The organism is Pseudoflavonifractor phocaeensis (assembly GCF_021531815.1).
In the GTDB taxonomy this organism is placed as follows: Bacteria; Bacillota; Clostridia; order Oscillospirales; family Oscillospiraceae; genus Lawsonibacter; species Lawsonibacter phocaeensis_A.
In genome coordinates this window covers 86,929-102,939 of sequence record NZ_JADYUM010000004.1, presented here as the reverse complement: position 1 = coordinate 102,939, position 16,011 = coordinate 86,929, and the positions used below count along the sequence as shown (strand labels likewise).

The following is a 16,011-nucleotide window of genomic DNA, read 5'->3' as shown; positions in this document are numbered from 1 at the left end:
CTTAGTCGGCAGCCTTGAAGTTATAAACAGGTCGGATGCGCTCAATGATATCTGCGGTGGGACCGATCTGCGCAACGATTTCGTCCATGCTCTTGTATGCCATAGGAGACTCATCCAGGGTGTCAGGCAGCACGCAGGTGGTATAGATACCTTCCATCTCCTTCTGGAACTCTTCCATGGAAAGCGCACCAAAGGCTGCACGACGGCTCATAAGGCGACCAGCGCCATGAGGTGCAGAGCAGTTCCACTCCTCATTGCCCTTACCAATGCAGATGAGGCTGCCATCGCGCATGTTGATGGGGATCAACAGCTTCTCCCCTGCCTTAGCGGACACAGAGCCCTTACGCAGAATCATGGCGTCAGTATCGATATAGTTGTGGATGGTGGTGAATGCTTCCACAGCAGTGAAGCCCATGCCGGTCATGATGACATCCACCATGGCCTTACGGTTGAGCATGGCAAACTGCTGAGTGATCTTCATATCATGGATGTAGTCCTCAAACAGCTTGCCCTCTACATAGGCCAGATCCTTAGGGATAGAAAGATCATGTTCCTTCTTCAGCGCCTTAATGGTCTTCTGGATTTCCTGGAACCGACCTTCTGCCTTCAGCTGCGCAATCACTTCCTGAACCTGGTATTGTGCACCGCCCCAGAGCGCACGACGGCCCTCATTCTGATAGTATTCAGCAACTTCGGTGCCGAAGTGCCGGGAGCCGGAGTGAACTACCAGGAACAGGCGGCCATCCTCAGCGCGGTCTATTTCAATGAAGTGGTTACCACCGCCCAGAGAACCAATGCTTCGCATAGCTCGGTTCAAATTAACCTGATCGGCACAGCGCAGTTGAGTCAGATCAATTTCGGCATTCAGTGCGTGAAGGGTATCTCTGACCTCTCGGCCATAAGGGATTTCCTTCCGGATCAGAGCATCCAGCTTGGCGAAGTCAATATCACGCTCTGCAATTTCAACCGTCTCCATGCCGCAGCCAATATCGACGCCAACCATACCGGGAACAATCTTATCCTGGATGGTCATGGTGGTGCCGATGGTACAGCCCTTACCGGCATGCACGTCAGGCATGATGCGGATCTTGCAACCGGCAAACTCCACCTGATCGCACACCGCCTTAATTTGCTTCGCTGCCAGTTCCTCCAGCTCGGGAGTGTAACAGACAGCGGTATTATATAAACCTTGAATCGTAACCATAACGATCTCCTTTAATACTCTCTATACTTAATTTTACGAGCAAATGCGCCTTACAGCAACAGTTTTTGGCATTCATGAAAAAATGAAAATAGCAGGAGATGATAACAGCAATGCTATCACCTCCTGCTTCAACAGCTTTATGCCACAATGGGTGCGTAACGCTCAGAACCCAGCACATCCATCATGAAGGCGTAGGGAGACAGGATGCCTGCCTTCAGCATGGAGAAGACACGAGGGTTACAACCGGAGACCAGTGCAACGCCCTTATCATTAACCTTGACGGGCTGCTGCTGGTTACGGCTTGCCACGTTCCAGAACACCACTTCAGGCAGCTGGTAGCCATGCTCTGCAAAGAGTCGCTGTGCGTACTCGAAGTTGGTCAGAGAACAATCTTCGGTACAGTAGTCGAACTCCATATCAGAGATGATGTAGACCTTGGCAGGCATATCTTCCTGAGGCACCCGGTTCTTTACAGCAGTCTTCAGAATCAGCTCGAACACGCGCTGGATGTTGGTGTTGGCCACCTCGTTGAACTGATGACAGTAACGTACCTTTTCATAGATATCCTTGCCCTTGATCTCAACCAGCTTGGGATTCTCAGAGAAGGTAATGAAATGGTTCTGGAATGCGCCGGTGTTACGCTCGGCATAGTAAATTCCCAGAGACAGCGCTACCGTTGCGGGAATGGGATCCGCACCACCGTACATGGAGCCGGAGCCATCAATAACGACCAGAGCGTTCTCGCCGCCAGTGAAATCCTCCTGCGCCTTCCAGGTGGCATCGATTGCCTTGCGCTCCGCGTCAGAGATGGAACCTCTATTGAAGAAAGGCTTAATCATCTCGTAGGGAGTCAAGGCACCGGTATGGATCTGCTCCACTCCCTCGGCGACTCTGTTCATGAAGTTACCGTATCGGTCACCATCATTACGCATGAAAGCCTTACGGTACTTGAACATTGCCTTAGAGGGCTGCTTGGAGTAATCGAAGGTGTAGTCTTTTTCGCGAAGATTATTCTCAATGATACTGATCTTCGCACGCAGGGCACTCAGCGTCTTACGGTACTGGGCATCGTTCATACCCATTGCACGTGCAATTCGCTTAGCATGGCGAACAGTATCATCATTGGATGCGTTGACAGAAGGCAGCCACTTGGCCAGCAGGGACACGGAATCGCCAGACTCCAGTGCAGCACAATCTGCAGCTAGCTGCTTCTTAATATGCTGCAGAGCCTTACCTTCACAGGTAGTGCCCATCAGAGCCAGCAAGTCATCGTAACGACCATACTCTGCAATGTACTGGATGTTCTTCTCCAAAGACTGGGGCTCATTGGCCGCCAGCCACTTCAGGATAGTCCGGAACACTCGACGCTCACCGATACCGCCACGGATATCGCGGGCGAAGAACAGGGTCTTCATTGCCAGGTCTGCGTCCTCAGCATAGGCACGGAGGAAGCGATTGGTGATCTCTTCATCACTTTCTCTGCGCAGGGCACCGATCGTTGCAAACAGATCCAGACATTCAGACTGGGTGGATCGATATGTAGCTGCGCCGTTCTCGGTATAGGTCATATTCGCTTCTTTCTTCAGAAACTTAAGCATGTAAAATCACTCCTCCGTGATAGAATTCGTAAATACAAGGCACCATTAGGGATTTGAACCCAGCGTAAGAGACGTTACCAATTATTGCTGTTGGTGCCTTTATTAGCAAGGCGCTGCTGTCTTCAGTTCCGGCAACATCAGACAGCCATGCAATCACTCATCGCTACTGCCGGACAAAATGAGTGGCTCAAGAGCATGAGCTAGACCTTTGCTAAATTGCTGATCGCGCCTTTAACAAGATGCCATTAGATTTACCGCCTACATGAGCTGTCATGCTTCCGACAGCCCATTGGTAGCGATAGTGTCGGATCCAAAACCGTCTAGTTTGATTGCTGTTGGCATCTTTATTGATAAGTACAAGGCACCATATGAAGTGGGAGTCGAACCCACGAACGATGGGTATGAACCATCTGCTATAACCAACTTAGCTATTCGTCAGTTGCTGTTGGTGCCTTTATAATAGCGGTAGACCGATCCTCTACATCCCAAACTGCAGTGCAGTCGAAAGTGGATATCTCACGGCCAGCTACCGTTATTGATGGTAAGAATGCATCATACGGACAGGACTTGAACCTGCGACACCGAGATTATTAGTCTCCTATTCTACCAGCCGAACTACCAGTATGATGCATTCCTCAGCTACAAGACGCCATCATGATAATTACATGTTGGGGATCTCACCCAACTTTGGCCTGACCCGAAGTCAGGTGCTCCTTAAGTGAGCTAATGTAGGAACAATATCAGGAATTGCTGTTGGCGTCTTTTACAAAGCACATTGTATCCGCCCCAGCGCTGCAACCGGTATTGATTGCAGAAGGGACATAGCTTCTACGGTTAACAGTCGTATGCTTTTAAGCGTTGCTGTTTGTGCTTTTCGTGAGTTAAGAATACCGCGCACATAGAGGAAAATCACGGAAAAAAAGTTGCGAACTCCAATACACGCTTTGAATTCACCATAAGAACACGAGAAGTAACAATAAATTTTCAAATATCCTTATATTTCATGTTGCACTTTCAGAGTTGAAGTGTCTTATTATATAGAAACTTGTATAGAGCAGAAAAAATTGAGGAAATTTCTAATTTGATACCACATTTTGCTGTTCTGAACAAACATATATAGTATAGAGGCAGGTAGACGGATTCATTTCCATTCCTGTACACACATTTATACGTGCGCTTAGCCCTCTGTTTGGAAGGCTTGAAGCGCAACAGAGCCACGGTTGAACTTAATCAACCGTGGCTCCGTTCAATTCTTATTGGCAAAGAGCGCCATTGGGATCGCTGAGAGACTCAGAATTGATCTTTGTAATTGTACAGAAAGTTTCATAGAACTCCCTTGCAAGAGCCTCATCCGCTGTCCCCTTCTTGATCTCAACGATATCTCTAAGGATCTGCGCAGCCTGTTCATCATTGAAGTACCGATGCAGTCCAGAGCTCCAGACAGCAATTTCCGGCTGCTTTTCATTTGCATGGTAGCGCCAGAACGGCATCTGATGGGCCTGCTCAGTGGTAAGCTTGATCTTATACTTGGACTGCGTGGAAACGAACCCTTCATCCAGATCGTCTCCATCGTAGGTCTGATCTACCAGGAAGACTGCAAAGATAAAGCGATCCTCTTCTGTTGTGTAGGGTTCACGCGTAGTCAAAACACATAGGCTGTTCGACTGAACGCCACTCAAATGCATTGGCTGTCCCTTACGGTCACCATTTTGAACAACGCCTGCCATAGCCTTCCATTCCCGTAGCATTTGGCTTTCATAACAGACCAGATCTCCGTTAGCAAGAATATCATCAAGATCCTGACGAGAAATTTGACCGTTCATAAACTGCATGCAAGGGCACTCTTCTGCGCTACACCAGGTCTTATGTTCAACTTCGATGTTGTTATAGATAATTGCGTCACTGCATACACCATAGAAGCCAATGTCGTTCTCCTTAATACCTCCATCGCAGTAATTACATTTGAATGCGATATTGGGTTTCTCAACCCGTTTGTATTTCCGTATCTTCTCTACAGGAACCTCAATCGGCGTTGCGATCTTAGCGGTATAGGCGGCCTTCTTCTTTTCTTCAGCCGCAGCAAGCTCACTTGCCATTTGGGTGGATACATAAGGATCTACAAAGGTCAGATGCTGCTTAAAGGCGTCCGGATAAATGAACTTCGTATCCTTACTCTCGAAATGAACGGATAGGGTCTTCCCTTCCTGGTTAATGATTGTTCCAACGCCCAGTGTTTTATGTAAGACTTCTTTTCCAATGATGTCCATGTCTATTCCTCCACGTTATCGACGTTGGATGCGGTCAGAATCCTTCTGCTCCCTATTAAGCTTAATAAGCTTGGCCAAGGAAATGCTCCGCTGACCATTCTTCTGCATGGGACCGGCAGCATTCCATACTTCGGCTCCAGTTCCATTATAACATTCTTCAAAGGAGCCGTCTGGCAAGAGCCTTATGACGATCAGGTAGTCCGGTTCACTGCTGATCGCGATCCGATTAACCTGGGTGGCCTTGATCTGCACATAGCGGCCATCTGGCGCAATTGCATCGTGAGTTTCATATGATGCCGTCAAGAGTTGCAAGCCGTAATGCTCAGCAACCAACACTTCTCCGATGCTGCCAACCATGTGGCCATCTGGAGTAAAGTGGCGACCGGGATACAGAGCCTCAAGTTCTGCAGTAATCGCGTATATTCTTTTTATTTTCTCAGAGATCAATACGTTGTTTCCAGAAGAGCTCATACATATCACCACCTGTTCCCTATTGTACTCATCTCTGGATGAATAAGCAACTAATCGTTTTATATGTTTTCCAGTTGTCCTTTTATTGGTACAGCGAATATGGTAAAATTAGCGTATAACCCGGAAATGGAGGTGGATTTGATGGCATACAGTGAACTGATAAAGAACTTCGAACGCATTCGTGACTACATGCGTGAGTTCTATGTATATGGTTTCAAGAGCCGTGAAGAATACGATTCCAAGAGCGCTCGCAGCTACGATAATGAGCGCCGCAGAATTGAAAGCTGGCTTGGCGACTATATGTCTTTCCATCAGGATTCTTCTGGTAAGAATGTATTTCTGTCCGTAGATAGCCGAAGAATCCCCCATAATCCGCTCCATAAAGCTTTCAAGGCAAAAAGCTTTACAGATAAGGATATTACACTACATTTTTACATTTTAGATATCCTGGCTGATGGCAATTCCCTGTCGTCGAAGGAAATCATCGATCGAATTTCGGATAACTACCTGTCCCACTTCAATGACGCCTTTTCCTTGGATGAATCCACCGTTCGAAAGAAGCTGAAGGAGTATGAAACGCTCGGTCTCATCTGCTCTGAGAAGCGTGGCCGTGAAGTTTTTTACAAAAGAACGGACGATGAGTCCTTTGATCTCACTACATGGGTTGATGCCCTGGCATTCTTCTCTGAAGAAAATCCTATGGGTGTTGTGGGCTCTTTCCTTATGGACAAGCTGGAAAATAACTCTGATGCCTTCCGCTTCAAGCATCACTACATACTCCACGCCTTGGATAGTGATGTTCTGTGTGACCTCCTGCTGGCCATTGATGAGCAGCGTGCTGTTGAATTGACCGTTAAGAGCTTGCGCAGCGGCAAAGACTACCAACGCACGGTTTGCCCCTTGAATATCTATGTCAGCACACAATCCGGACGCCAGTACTTACTGGGCTATCACTATCGAGGTAAGCACATGACTTTCTTCCGACTGGATGCCATTAAGAAAGTCGCTATTGGCAACATCGAAAAGCAATACGCCAAGTACGTCGGGTACCAGGAAAAGTTCGATCAGCACCTCTGGGGAGTATCGACTGGTCCGGATCACAACTTGGATCATATCGAAATGACCATCCATCATGGTCCTGGCGAAGAATTCATCCTGCAGCGTCTGGAGCGTGAGAAGCGGCATGGCCACATTGAGATCATTGACGAGCATACCTGTAAATTCGTTGCTGATGTTTATGATGCATCCGAAATGCTGCCGTGGCTCCGTACCTTTATTGGCCGGATCGTGGATCTGCAGTGTAGCAGCCAGTTCGTGGTGAAGACATTCTATGAAGATCTCGAACGGATGAATGCTATGTACGGAGGTGACAACGATGCTGTTCAGTGAAATCTATGGCAGCTACTTTAACGTTGTTGCCGCCATTCTCTCTGAGGCGTCTGCCGGTTGTCTGACGGACAAGCGTATGACAGAGCTGATCCAGGACAAGGCCTTTGCAGAAAGTTCCCTCTCCATTCCTGCTGCACTGAAAAAAGAGGCATGGCCCCTTTTGGACAGAGATCAGAATACTGTGATCCAGCACTCCCCCACCATGCCCCTGACCGAGCTGCAGAAGCGCTGGCTGAAGGCATTGCTCCAGGATCCGCGTATTGCTTTGTTCAATCCTGATACCACCGGTCTTGAGGATGTCGAACCACTGTATAAGCCCGGCACGTTCGTGCTCTTCGACCAGTATTCTGATGGCGATCCCTATGAGGATGAAAACTACATTGCCTGTTTCCGCACAGTGCTTCAGTCGATCCGTGAGAAGAGAATGCTGCGCATCAGGTTCCGTGGGCACACCGGCATTCGTCATTCTCTGGTCTGTATGCCCTACCGGTTGGAGTACTCTTCAAAAGACGATAAGTTCCGGCTCCAGTCCCGTGGAAAGCGCAATATGCACATCATCAATCTCGCCCGTGTCCGGTCCTGTGAGCTTCTGGAGGAATATGAAGCAGACAGTATGCAGATCCCGCAGGAGCGTATGTGTGAACTTACCATGTTGCTTCATGACGAGAGAAATGCCCTTGAGCGTGTCCTTCTCCACTTCTCTCATTTCGAGAAGGAGACTTTGAAGCTTGATCATCGGCTCTATCAGATTAAGCTCCGGTATGATAAGGACGATGAGACCGAACTTCTCATTCGTGTTCTTTCTTTCGGTCCTGTGCTGGAGGTTGTAGCTCCTGATGCTTTCATCACGCTCATTAAAGAACGACTTTTCAAGCAAGCAGCATTCGTTGCTGACCATTCGGAGGATTAATTATGTTCGATCACGATGAAGACGACTTTTGGGATGACATGCTAATCATGGAAATGATGGACGAAGACGAAGCATATGAAGAAGGCTACGAGGATGGCTATGAAGCAGGATCTTCCGGCAGTTATCACAGACGACCGCAAAACTCTGGTGGTTGCTATGTAGCCACATGCGTATACGGATCCTACGATTGTCCTGAAGTTTGGACTCTTAGACGGTTTCGCGACAACTATCTGAAACGTTCCTATTGGGGTAGGCTATTTATCAAAGCCTACTACGCTGTATCACCGAAAGTCGTTTCTGTTTTTGGTTCCTCCACATGGTTTCGCTTACCCATCAAAACTATTCTTTCTGCTTTTGTTTGTTATTTGAAACGACGCGGATATTCTGATAATCCGTATAAGGATTAGTTCTTCCCCCAATCAAAAGGATGTGATTAGCGTGCCTCGGTGCATTAAGTTGAGCAACAATTTTTATAGCATGGATCTTTTCACCGGTAAAACTACGCTCACACCTAACCGAAATTTTCATTGCTTCTTCATTGTTGAACATACGTATGACAAAGCTTTTGTCCGGGAACAAGCCCTTCAACTTCTGATGAGCCAATGTAAGAACTTTGAATTCTACGGCACTTACAGTCGAGACTGGGAGCTTGATTTTGATGAAGTTGATGTGATGTTACATCCTGGAGACGATGAGGATTTTGCCCTTACCAGTGCCTGGGATAATTTTGATGCGTTTGTAGAATCTCTCGAGGTAGCCTTATCTTCCAGAACCTTTATTCCATCTGATATCTACCTCATCTATGACGATGAAGTAGTCTACGATGCAGTTCTGCAGAAGGTTTTATAATTCTTAGGAATAAGGAGCGATTTTTATGGGTATTATTTGTCACTACCTTGATGGATATCCACTGGAAGAACACTATGCTATTTGCCAGAGATTTCTCCTTGAGGGTATGGACTGGACTTCTATATCTGAAAACATCCATCAAAATGGAGTAATCACTTTCGATATCTCTAACGTCCTATCCTGCTTCCCGCACTTGGAGCTTGATGAGAACTATAAGCTCATTTGCTATCTGGCGAGAGAATATCATGGCATCTGGGGCAGAATTGCTGCCGTCAAGGATGGCGATCCTTCAGACCCTGTCGTTGATCAAAAGGACGCCTGGCTATCAAAACTATTCCACGGACAGCACTTTGAACTTCCAGAAACCGCAGCTCCTCCAATGGAAGCAATCTACAATGACGGTAGCCGCGATGGTTATTTTGAAGCTTTACTCTGTGACCTCTTCCTTCACGCAATCCCTTATACACGTTTTGAGAGGGACAATTGGGACATCATAATGACGCAGCCTCCTGCAGATCTCGAGCAAAACTGGGACACTCACTTAATCCTACCCGATTGGAGACCTCGCGCTATTGGTAATGAGGATACTGATACGATTATTTTGTGCCGCAGGGTGATTGAAAATGGATTAGGAAGTTCTAGCGGTCGTGACCGCATCTACTTGACCCAGTACAATTTTCAGGATACGCTGAAAATGTACCATGCGTTTGGTGGCAAAAATAAACATTCCATGTACCGTGGTCAGATTGATGATGACAAACGATATAATGAGAACCGCAAATGCTGTGTATCTTCTTCGACGGCTATTCTTATCGCCGAAGAAACTGAATATACCGCTAAATAATTAATTTCGAAGGGCCTCTGCTGTTTATTCAGCAGAGGCCCTTGCCTATCTTCTATTCAATTTCAATAGCTGTAATGGAGTTGATTTGTATGATGCACCCATCCGCTAGAACAATCACCTGTTCAATTGGATCTACCTTCTTAAGAATCCCTCTTCGGGTAACGTACTCACCACCGTCTTTATGCTGGTCCGGCACGAAATACGTAAATGCTGCAACCGGTACATTTGGGATCTGAGCAACCAGAATTCTCAGTTTTTCATTTAGGTCCGCTTTGGAGCTTTCATCCAGTTCGATCCACTGATCGGTTAATCGAGCAGTTTCTTTGATGGCAGATGCATACCCAGTCAACGCCTGGAATGGCGAAAACTGAGCTGCACGTTCGACCATTGCCATTCTAGGATACTTCCTGGATGTTGGATGCTGGAGGTTGATAATGTCGTCATATCGGCCCATTATGCTTTATGACCTCCAATCTGCTTATTTCGATCCCGAGCAGTAGCGCCCTCTTCAAAATTCATTCCTTTTAGAATGGCGTTTTTACCGTACTTCTTCTTTATGGCCAGCATGGCTGCCTGCATCTTCTTCTCTCTTTCAAGAGCTGATGTCTCCTGCTCCTGCTGTTCCTTCTTCGCAGCATAATCAGTAAATAAATCAAGCTGCACAAAGGAGGGCTTCTCATCTACGTCACCCGCTGCGATAACATTATTGGCAACAATATTCAGGCGGCGCACAAGTAAGTTCTTATCTACAATCCGATCATACAATTCCGTCACGGCAGCAAGTATCTGCTTTGTGGAGGAGCTATACTTTGAAAGATGCGTGGTTCCGTGGGCGTGTTTAGGAACCTTGCGGCCATAGAAATCTGTCGTGATCTCACCGGCGTAGGACTTCCCTGCCGATCCACTCAAGTTCTCAATATCATAACCAACAGTAATAGTCAGCTGGTTCGTTACCAAATCATGATCAAACAGATCTAGGGATAGCGCATCAGCCATTTCCCGCATGACGAGTCTCGCCTTATCTGCTGGATATGCGCACTGCAGAACCTGACCGGCACCCAGGCTATTCGTAGATGGCTTATATGCCTTGATATCCGCAATTGTACAAGGCTCCCAGCCCCATGCGTGATCAATCAGAAGCTCCGCATTCACACCGAATAGCTTGTATAGCAGATCCTCATTCAGATAGTCATTGGCCTTACCAATCGAACAGCGTGCAATGTCACCCATGGTGAACATTCCATGGGCTTCAAGCTTCTTTGCATAACCACGTCCTACCCGCCAGAAATCCGTCAGGGGTCGATGCTCCCAAAGCTGCTTGCGATAGCTCATCTCATCAAGTTCAGCGATTCGCACGCCGTTTTTATCTGGTTCAATATGCTTAGCCCCTATATCCATGGCAACCTTCGCAAGATACAGATTCGTTCCGATTCCTGCCGTGGCTGTAATCCCGGTTGTCTCCAATACATCCAGGATGATCTTCATCGCAAGGTCCCGTGCTGACAATTGATAGGTTCCGAGATAATCCGTAACATCCATAAACACTTCATCGATAGAATAAACATGGATGTCTTCTGGCGCTACATACTTCAGATAAACATTGTAGATTTTTGTACTGTGCTCAATGTAATGAGCCATGCGTGGAGGTGCAACAACATAATCCAGTGCAAGTGAAGGATTCGAATCAAGTTCCGATGCATTACTGCTGGATCCAGTAAGTTCATGTCCAGGAGCCTTGGATTTTCGATGCGCATTTACTTCTTTAACTCGCTGTACGACTTCAAACAATCTTGCACGTCCAGAAATACCGTGCCGTTTCAGTGACGGTGTAACTGCAAGACAGATCGTTTTCTCTGTTCGACTGGCATCAGCTACTACCAGATTGGTGGTCATGGGATCCAGCCCTCGTTCCATACATTCCACTGAAGCATAGAAGGACTTCAGGTCAATCGCAATATAGGTTTTATTCTTCATGGCCTCGCCCTCCTCTTCTATCACTGTGTTTTTTTAGTATATCATGATTTAGCTCCATTAGCCAGAGAGAACGGCCTCTGCTTCTCAGCAGAGGCCGTTCTTTTCCATAAATTCCTGATATTCATCAGGATGTGATTCGTACCACGATCTGACATGCAAAGCAGATTCCGAAATCATAGCAATCTGATCTGGCGTAAACCGCAGTAGTCGTCTATACTCATGGTCCATCGTGAGCCCCGCCTGTGATTGCTCAGCATAAAACATGATCTTCGGCGAGATGTAGAGTAAGTGGATCAGTTTATAGATTGTGATGTAATCCGGGTCCGACTTCCCCTCTTCAATTTTCTTGAGGGTACGTAGATCAATTTCCACCTCATCTGCTACGTATTGCTGCGAATACCCCTGTTCTTCCCTAGCTTGCATAACGAGCTGGCCGGTCCATTCCTGTAAAGTCATTTAATTTCACACCTCCTATAATATCAATTCTATCATATGCTTCCAAACATTTCAGTTCATATGCTGCTGTACCCCAGCGTAGCAGCATTCATCATTCTTCACCGCTGTCCGTTTTTTGGTACAGCATCCTTGATATCCTTAGTACAACAAGAAATATCAAAGGAGCTGCCAATATGAATTACGTCGTTTTAGATATGGAATGGAACCAGGCGATTACTTATGCCGACATGGTCAAGAACCCTGTATTCCTGACCGGCGAGATCATCCAAATAGGCGCTGTTATGCTGAACGATGAATTCCAACCTGTCAGTTCCTTCAACGGACGTGTCATTCCCCAGTACTATACTGAACTCCATCCTCAGGTTGCAGAGGTCACGAAACTTGAGCAGCGCGATCTTCGTAACGGAAAACCGTTTGTTGATGTGTTTTCCTCTTTCTGTGACTGGTGCGGAACCAACTTTGCATTTTTGATCTGGGGCACCGAAGATCTCCGTATCCTCAAGAAGAACATGGAGCTCCATGGTATTGACACTAGCTTCATGCCCATGTGCTTTAATCTTCAGAATGTATTCGCTGAACAAGTAACCCATGATACTCGCCAGTATCGGTTGTCCAGAGCCCTTGCACATTTCAATGAAACACCCTTCGAGGCACATGATGCACTCAATGATGCTAAGAGCACTATGCTTCTATGCAATCATCTGGATATGCTGAAAGGCCTTGCCGAGTATAAGGAACTCGTTGAGCATAAAGATGGCGTGGTGGAGTCCTATTCCTTTGATGAGGCTTACGAAGACATCAGCGACGCGTTGAGTGACGATTATGTTGTTTCCTTCGAATGTCCCAATTGCGGAGATATTGTCTGGGGTGATAACTGGGTTCGAAAGAACGATACTTCAATTCTGCTGTCTACTGGCGAATGCTCTGATGGCCAGGAGTATCTGATCAAGCTCAAATTCCGCCCTGCACCCAATAACAAAGTATCTGTTAAGCGCTTTGTATACGAGCTCACAGATGCTCTTAGATCTGATTACCAGGCCTGTGTTGAGCAGGCTGCAGCGTGGAGCAAGTATGTTATTCCGGCATATTCCTACTGAGGAGGTCTTATCTTATGTTGGAACTTCTTATTTCAGTTCTATTCCTCTGGCTCTCTTATAAGTTCATAGGTCTAGCTCTAAAGATCACATGGGGAGTGGCAAAGCTTATTGCTTCGCTGTTGTTCGTTGTTGCATTACCTTCTTTGGTGATTTGTATCCTTTTTGCTGGTGGCCTACTCCTTATCATCCCGGTATTGATGATGATTGGTGCCATCGCTCTATTGAGCAGTTCCGTCTGACCTCCACTGTACTTTTTAGCTGTAACATGGTATTATTTAGGCGACAAAATACGACAATACTTGCTCGCGAAAAATACAACGCCTGTAATAGGGATCGTTGTTACGGGTCCTAATATACTTTGGAGGATAAAACAAATATGGAAAAGAAACCAAAGATTGATCTAAAGGAACTGGCTAATAAAGCCGGGAAAGCCACCGTTGATGCCGCTCAGAGCGTTGGCAAAACAGCCGTTTCTGTTGCAGGAAAAACCAAGGAACTCACTGAAAAATCTCAGCAAGCTATTCTTGGAGCCATTGACCAGAATGGTAATGGCGAAGTCGATATTGAAGATGTCATTATTATGGGCCTCAAGGTTCCCGGCATCCGGATTGATCGAGCCCAGTTCCTGCAGAATGAATTTAAGACAAAACTACCTCAGGACGTCATTGATGATGCAATTACTTTCAATCCGCTGCATGCCAATATACCTTCTGAATTAATTGAGAAGATTGCAGATGAAGTTATCAAGTATGAACGTAACTGCGTCTCCGGCATCTCAGCTGCTCTCGGTATGCCCGGTGGAGTTGCCATGGCTGCAACGATCCCTGCTGACATTGCGCAGTACTATGGCTACATGCTTCGTGCCACCCAGAAGCTGATGTACCTTTATGGCTTCCCGGCCATTGACTTGGACGAAAAGGATCAGACATTTGACTCAGAGACTATGAATACCCTGATCATCTGTCTTGGTGTCATGTACGGTGTTGCAGGCGCAAATAATGCACTTAAGGCGATGGCCAAGGCGTTGGCTACCGGTGTTGAAAAACAGTTGCTCCGTCAGGCTCTGACTAAAGGCACTATTTATCCTATCGTTAAAAGTGTTGCCAAATGGTTTGGCGTAAAGATGACCAAGCAGGTGTTTGCAGGCTTCTTTAAGAAAGCCATTCCTGTAGTTGGCGGCGTTGTCGGTGGAGGACTCACCTTTGTTTCCTTTAAGCCCTGCTGTGATAAGCTGAGAGCGACTCTGAAAAACACCATGCTTAGCAATCCCGATTATTGTCCCTCTAAGGAAGATGACGATCTCATTTTGAACGATGCAGTCATTGATGTAGCCTTCACCTCAGAAGAGCCTTCAGATGATGAAAGCACTGCGAAGTAAGGAGGGCTGATAATGCGAATGCTGTCAACCGATCACGCAAAACTTGCAGTTAAGATTTTGGCCCTGCTTCTTGTAGCTGCCTTATCGTTCTTCTATGCAACATCATGGTTCTCGGATACAGGTTTTGTTAAAGAGTCCCTCGAAAGTATCGAGGAAAGCAATCAAACTGTCATGGCATTTTCAGCCGCAACGCTATCTGCATCTTTAGCTATCACAGCTTTACCGGATGATTTTGCAACACCTATAGCTGAGCACCTTACGGACATGAACACCTACTTCATCGCAATTCTTGTCGTCCTACTATTAGAAAAAATAATAATCATTTATGGAACCAAACTCTCTTTCGCTCTTTTAATTCCATGGTCATGTATCGCAGGTGCCATTGCTATAGCTACAAAAAAGAACTATCTTCATTCGTTTGCAGTTCGTCTTTGCATTCTCAGCCTTGCCATAGCTCTAGTTGTTCCTTGCAGCACCCACATTACTGAATATGTGGCTGCTGATCTAACGGCCTATGTAGAAGAAACAATTGCCGAGACTGAGAATGGTGCGGATAAGCTAAACACTGCCATGGAAAGTAACGAGGAAGATATGAATATCTTCGAGAAGCTGTCAGAACTTTTCCAAACAGCTATCAGAGACATTTCCGACCTCATGCTACACTTCCAAAACAACGTTCGTAGGTGCATGAACTCCATTGCAATTTTAATCTTTACGAACTTTGTGATGCCGATACTTACGTTCTTTGTGCTCAAATGGATCCTAAATGAAACCTTCCATATTGTGATCCCGACCCCCAACCTTAAGCAGATTAACCAAAAGCGTCGCGAGCGCAAGGAAGAGACTTCACTCGTTGCTATTGGAGGGGATCACGATGATGAATAAACAGAAACGTTATAACATAGCTGTTTACATTCTTGCAGGTCTTCTAGTCGTCGTACTCATCTCTGGTCTCTTACGAGAAAACAATCCCTTGCAGATGGACATGTCTGATGGGATTGAGCAAATTGATTTAGACACGATCTACCTGAACGCAAGTGGTGTTGAGGTGAATTTTTCCGAAGTAATCCTCTCTGATCATAAAGAGACCAGAAAGCTTATTGTCAGTACGCAGGAAGGAAAAGTATCTACTGAATTGACCGATCGGCTCATTAAGCAGTTAGATTTCAATTTCCTGAAAAAGACCCAGACAGTGTCCTATACAGGAACTGGCTACTTTGTGGTTGATCTTGATAATCTAACCGCTTCCAATATTATCGAGGATAATGAAACGCGGACCATCACAATCAAAATCGATCATGCTTATCTGCAGGCTATTGAAATCGACCCGAATAATATCATCATCGACGAAGTTAAGGAAAGCCTTTTCGCTCGTGGTGATATCGAGCTGACTGTCTCCGATTACAATGCCATCGAAAAAGATCTGCGTACGCGACTTGAGAAGAAATTCGATACAGCAGCCAACGGACAGGAAGCCGATGCCCTGGCCATCAAAATGGTGAAAGAAGTCTACGAGCCTATTGTAAAGGCAATTGACCGGAGATACTCAGTCATCGTGGAATTCAAATAATCGC

The 16,011-nt window shown here is 46.3% G+C and carries 17 protein-coding genes and 1 tRNA gene; 10 read left to right on the top strand and 8 right to left on the bottom strand.

Features of this window, described 5'->3' with window-relative positions; all coding sequences use genetic code 11:
- Window position 1: 1 nt before the first annotated feature.
- From I6E42_RS03760 to I6E42_RS03740, 5 genes are all read right to left on the bottom strand, one after another.
- On the bottom strand, window positions 2-1,204 hold the full coding sequence (locus I6E42_RS03760) for an RtcB family protein (protein ID WP_235370597.1): 1,203 nt from the start codon (window positions 1,202-1,204) through the stop codon (window positions 2-4).
- A gap of 137 nt (window positions 1,205-1,341) precedes the next feature.
- On the bottom strand, window positions 1,342-2,802 hold the full coding sequence (locus I6E42_RS03755; protein ID WP_235370596.1) for a DUF2828 family protein: 1,461 nt from the start codon (window positions 2,800-2,802) through the stop codon (window positions 1,342-1,344).
- Window positions 2,803-3,353: 551 nt separating this feature from the next.
- Window positions 3,354-3,429 (bottom strand) — tRNA-Ile (locus I6E42_RS03750).
- A 626-nt stretch (window positions 3,430-4,055) separates the two neighbouring features.
- The gene (locus I6E42_RS03745) at window positions 4,056-5,069 is read right to left on the bottom strand and encodes a hypothetical protein (RefSeq protein ID WP_235370595.1); all 1,014 of its coding nucleotides are present in this window, start codon (window positions 5,067-5,069) and stop codon (window positions 4,056-4,058) included.
- Window positions 5,070-5,084: 15 nt separating this feature from the next.
- Complete coding sequence (locus I6E42_RS03740; protein WP_235370594.1) at window positions 5,085-5,540, bottom strand: DUF6998 domain-containing protein; 456 nt, start codon at window positions 5,538-5,540, stop codon at window positions 5,085-5,087.
- A 141-nt stretch (window positions 5,541-5,681) separates the two neighbouring features.
- Between I6E42_RS03740 and I6E42_RS03735 the strand changes: the two genes are divergently transcribed.
- Genes I6E42_RS03735 through I6E42_RS03715 form a run of 5 tightly spaced genes read left to right on the top strand, consistent with a single transcriptional unit; the run spans window position 5,682 to window position 9,532 of the window.
- A complete protein-coding gene (locus tag I6E42_RS03735; RefSeq protein ID WP_235370593.1) occupies window positions 5,682-6,929 on the top strand; it encodes a helix-turn-helix transcriptional regulator in 1,248 nt (415 codons plus the stop codon).
- Window positions 6,916-7,839, top strand: a complete 924-nt coding sequence (locus I6E42_RS03730) for a WYL domain-containing protein (protein WP_235370592.1) — start codon at window positions 6,916-6,918, stop codon at window positions 7,837-7,839. Before I6E42_RS03735 ends, I6E42_RS03730 begins: the two co-directional genes overlap by 14 nt.
- A 2-nt stretch (window positions 7,840-7,841) precedes the next feature.
- Window positions 7,842-8,246: a CFI-box-CTERM domain-containing protein gene (locus I6E42_RS03725; protein ID WP_235370591.1), complete on the top strand. Its 405-nt coding sequence runs from the start codon at window positions 7,842-7,844 to the stop codon at window positions 8,244-8,246.
- A 31-nt stretch (window positions 8,247-8,277) separates the two neighbouring features.
- A complete protein-coding gene (locus tag I6E42_RS03720; protein ID WP_235370590.1) occupies window positions 8,278-8,688 on the top strand; it encodes a hypothetical protein in 411 nt (136 codons plus the stop codon).
- 25 nt (window positions 8,689-8,713) lie between these two features.
- Window positions 8,714-9,532 (top strand): hypothetical protein, encoded by an 819-nt coding sequence (locus I6E42_RS03715; protein ID WP_235370589.1) that lies wholly within the window; start codon window positions 8,714-8,716, stop codon window positions 9,530-9,532.
- A 52-nt stretch (window positions 9,533-9,584) separates the two neighbouring features.
- Here I6E42_RS03715 and I6E42_RS03710 read toward each other — a convergent pair whose 3' ends face one another.
- The 3 genes from I6E42_RS03710 to I6E42_RS03700 all read right to left on the bottom strand — a co-directional run bounded on the left by I6E42_RS03710 (window position 9,585) and on the right by I6E42_RS03700 (window position 11,962).
- Complete coding sequence (locus I6E42_RS03710; protein WP_235370588.1) at window positions 9,585-9,926, bottom strand: hypothetical protein; 342 nt, start codon at window positions 9,924-9,926, stop codon at window positions 9,585-9,587.
- Window positions 9,927-9,985: 59 nt separating this feature from the next.
- Window positions 9,986-11,506 carry a Y-family DNA polymerase gene (locus tag I6E42_RS03705; protein ID WP_235370587.1) on the bottom strand — a complete coding sequence of 507 codons (1,521 nt, stop codon included), beginning with the start codon at window positions 11,504-11,506 and terminating at the stop codon, window positions 9,986-9,988.
- Between the two features lie 84 nt (window positions 11,507-11,590).
- Entirely contained in the window at window positions 11,591-11,962 is a 372-nt protein-coding gene (locus tag I6E42_RS03700) for a helix-turn-helix domain-containing protein (RefSeq protein ID WP_235370586.1), read from the bottom strand.
- A 173-nt stretch (window positions 11,963-12,135) separates the two neighbouring features.
- Between I6E42_RS03700 and I6E42_RS03695 the strand changes: the two genes are divergently transcribed.
- The 5 genes from I6E42_RS03695 to I6E42_RS03675 all read left to right on the top strand — a co-directional run bounded on the left by I6E42_RS03695 (window position 12,136) and on the right by I6E42_RS03675 (window position 16,007).
- The gene (locus tag I6E42_RS03695; protein WP_235370585.1) at window positions 12,136-13,059 is read left to right on the top strand and encodes a 3'-5' exonuclease; all 924 of its coding nucleotides are present in this window, start codon (window positions 12,136-12,138) and stop codon (window positions 13,057-13,059) included.
- A gap of 14 nt (window positions 13,060-13,073) precedes the next feature.
- Window positions 13,074-13,298 carry a hypothetical protein gene (locus tag I6E42_RS03690; protein ID WP_235370584.1) on the top strand — a complete coding sequence of 75 codons (225 nt, stop codon included), beginning with the start codon at window positions 13,074-13,076 and terminating at the stop codon, window positions 13,296-13,298.
- A 137-nt stretch (window positions 13,299-13,435) separates the two neighbouring features.
- Complete coding sequence (locus I6E42_RS03685) at window positions 13,436-14,437, top strand: hypothetical protein (protein ID WP_235370583.1); 1,002 nt, start codon at window positions 13,436-13,438, stop codon at window positions 14,435-14,437.
- Between the two features lie 12 nt (window positions 14,438-14,449).
- Window positions 14,450-15,322, top strand: coding sequence for an AI-2E family transporter (locus tag I6E42_RS03680; RefSeq protein ID WP_235370582.1), 873 nt, complete (start codon window positions 14,450-14,452; stop codon window positions 15,320-15,322).
- Window positions 15,312-16,007 carry a DUF4230 domain-containing protein gene (locus I6E42_RS03675; RefSeq protein ID WP_235370581.1) on the top strand — a complete coding sequence of 232 codons (696 nt, stop codon included), beginning with the start codon at window positions 15,312-15,314 and terminating at the stop codon, window positions 16,005-16,007. Before I6E42_RS03680 ends, I6E42_RS03675 begins: the two co-directional genes overlap by 11 nt.
- Window positions 16,008-16,011 lie beyond the last annotated feature (4 nt).

Coding starts and splice junctions, on each gene's coding strand:
- I6E42_RS03760 (WP_235370597.1), bottom strand. CDS start 1,204: ATGGTTACGATTCAAGGTTTATATAATACCGCTGTCTGTTACACTCCC.
- I6E42_RS03755 (WP_235370596.1), bottom strand. CDS start 2,802: ATGCTTAAGTTTCTGAAGAAAGAAGCGAATATGACCTATACCGAGAAC.
- I6E42_RS03745 (WP_235370595.1), bottom strand. CDS start 5,069: ATGGACATCATTGGAAAAGAAGTCTTACATAAAACACTGGGCGTTGGA.
- I6E42_RS03740 (WP_235370594.1), bottom strand. CDS start 5,540: ATGAGCTCTTCTGGAAACAACGTATTGATCTCTGAGAAAATAAAAAGA.
- I6E42_RS03735 (WP_235370593.1), top strand. CDS start 5,682: ATGGCATACAGTGAACTGATAAAGAACTTCGAACGCATTCGTGACTAC.
- I6E42_RS03730 (WP_235370592.1), top strand. CDS start 6,916: ATGCTGTTCAGTGAAATCTATGGCAGCTACTTTAACGTTGTTGCCGCC.
- I6E42_RS03725 (WP_235370591.1), top strand. CDS start 7,842: ATGTTCGATCACGATGAAGACGACTTTTGGGATGACATGCTAATCATG.
- I6E42_RS03715 (WP_235370589.1), top strand. CDS start 8,714: ATGGGTATTATTTGTCACTACCTTGATGGATATCCACTGGAAGAACAC.
- I6E42_RS03710 (WP_235370588.1), bottom strand. CDS start 9,926: ATGGCAATGGTCGAACGTGCAGCTCAGTTTTCGCCATTCCAGGCGTTG.
- I6E42_RS03705 (WP_235370587.1), bottom strand. CDS start 11,506: ATGAAGAATAAAACCTATATTGCGATTGACCTGAAGTCCTTCTATGCT.
- I6E42_RS03700 (WP_235370586.1), bottom strand. CDS start 11,962: ATGACTTTACAGGAATGGACCGGCCAGCTCGTTATGCAAGCTAGGGAA.
- I6E42_RS03695 (WP_235370585.1), top strand. CDS start 12,136: ATGAATTACGTCGTTTTAGATATGGAATGGAACCAGGCGATTACTTAT.
- I6E42_RS03690 (WP_235370584.1), top strand. CDS start 13,074: ATGTTGGAACTTCTTATTTCAGTTCTATTCCTCTGGCTCTCTTATAAG.
- I6E42_RS03685 (WP_235370583.1), top strand. CDS start 13,436: ATGGAAAAGAAACCAAAGATTGATCTAAAGGAACTGGCTAATAAAGCC.
- I6E42_RS03680 (WP_235370582.1), top strand. CDS start 14,450: ATGCGAATGCTGTCAACCGATCACGCAAAACTTGCAGTTAAGATTTTG.
- I6E42_RS03675 (WP_235370581.1), top strand. CDS start 15,312: ATGATGAATAAACAGAAACGTTATAACATAGCTGTTTACATTCTTGCA.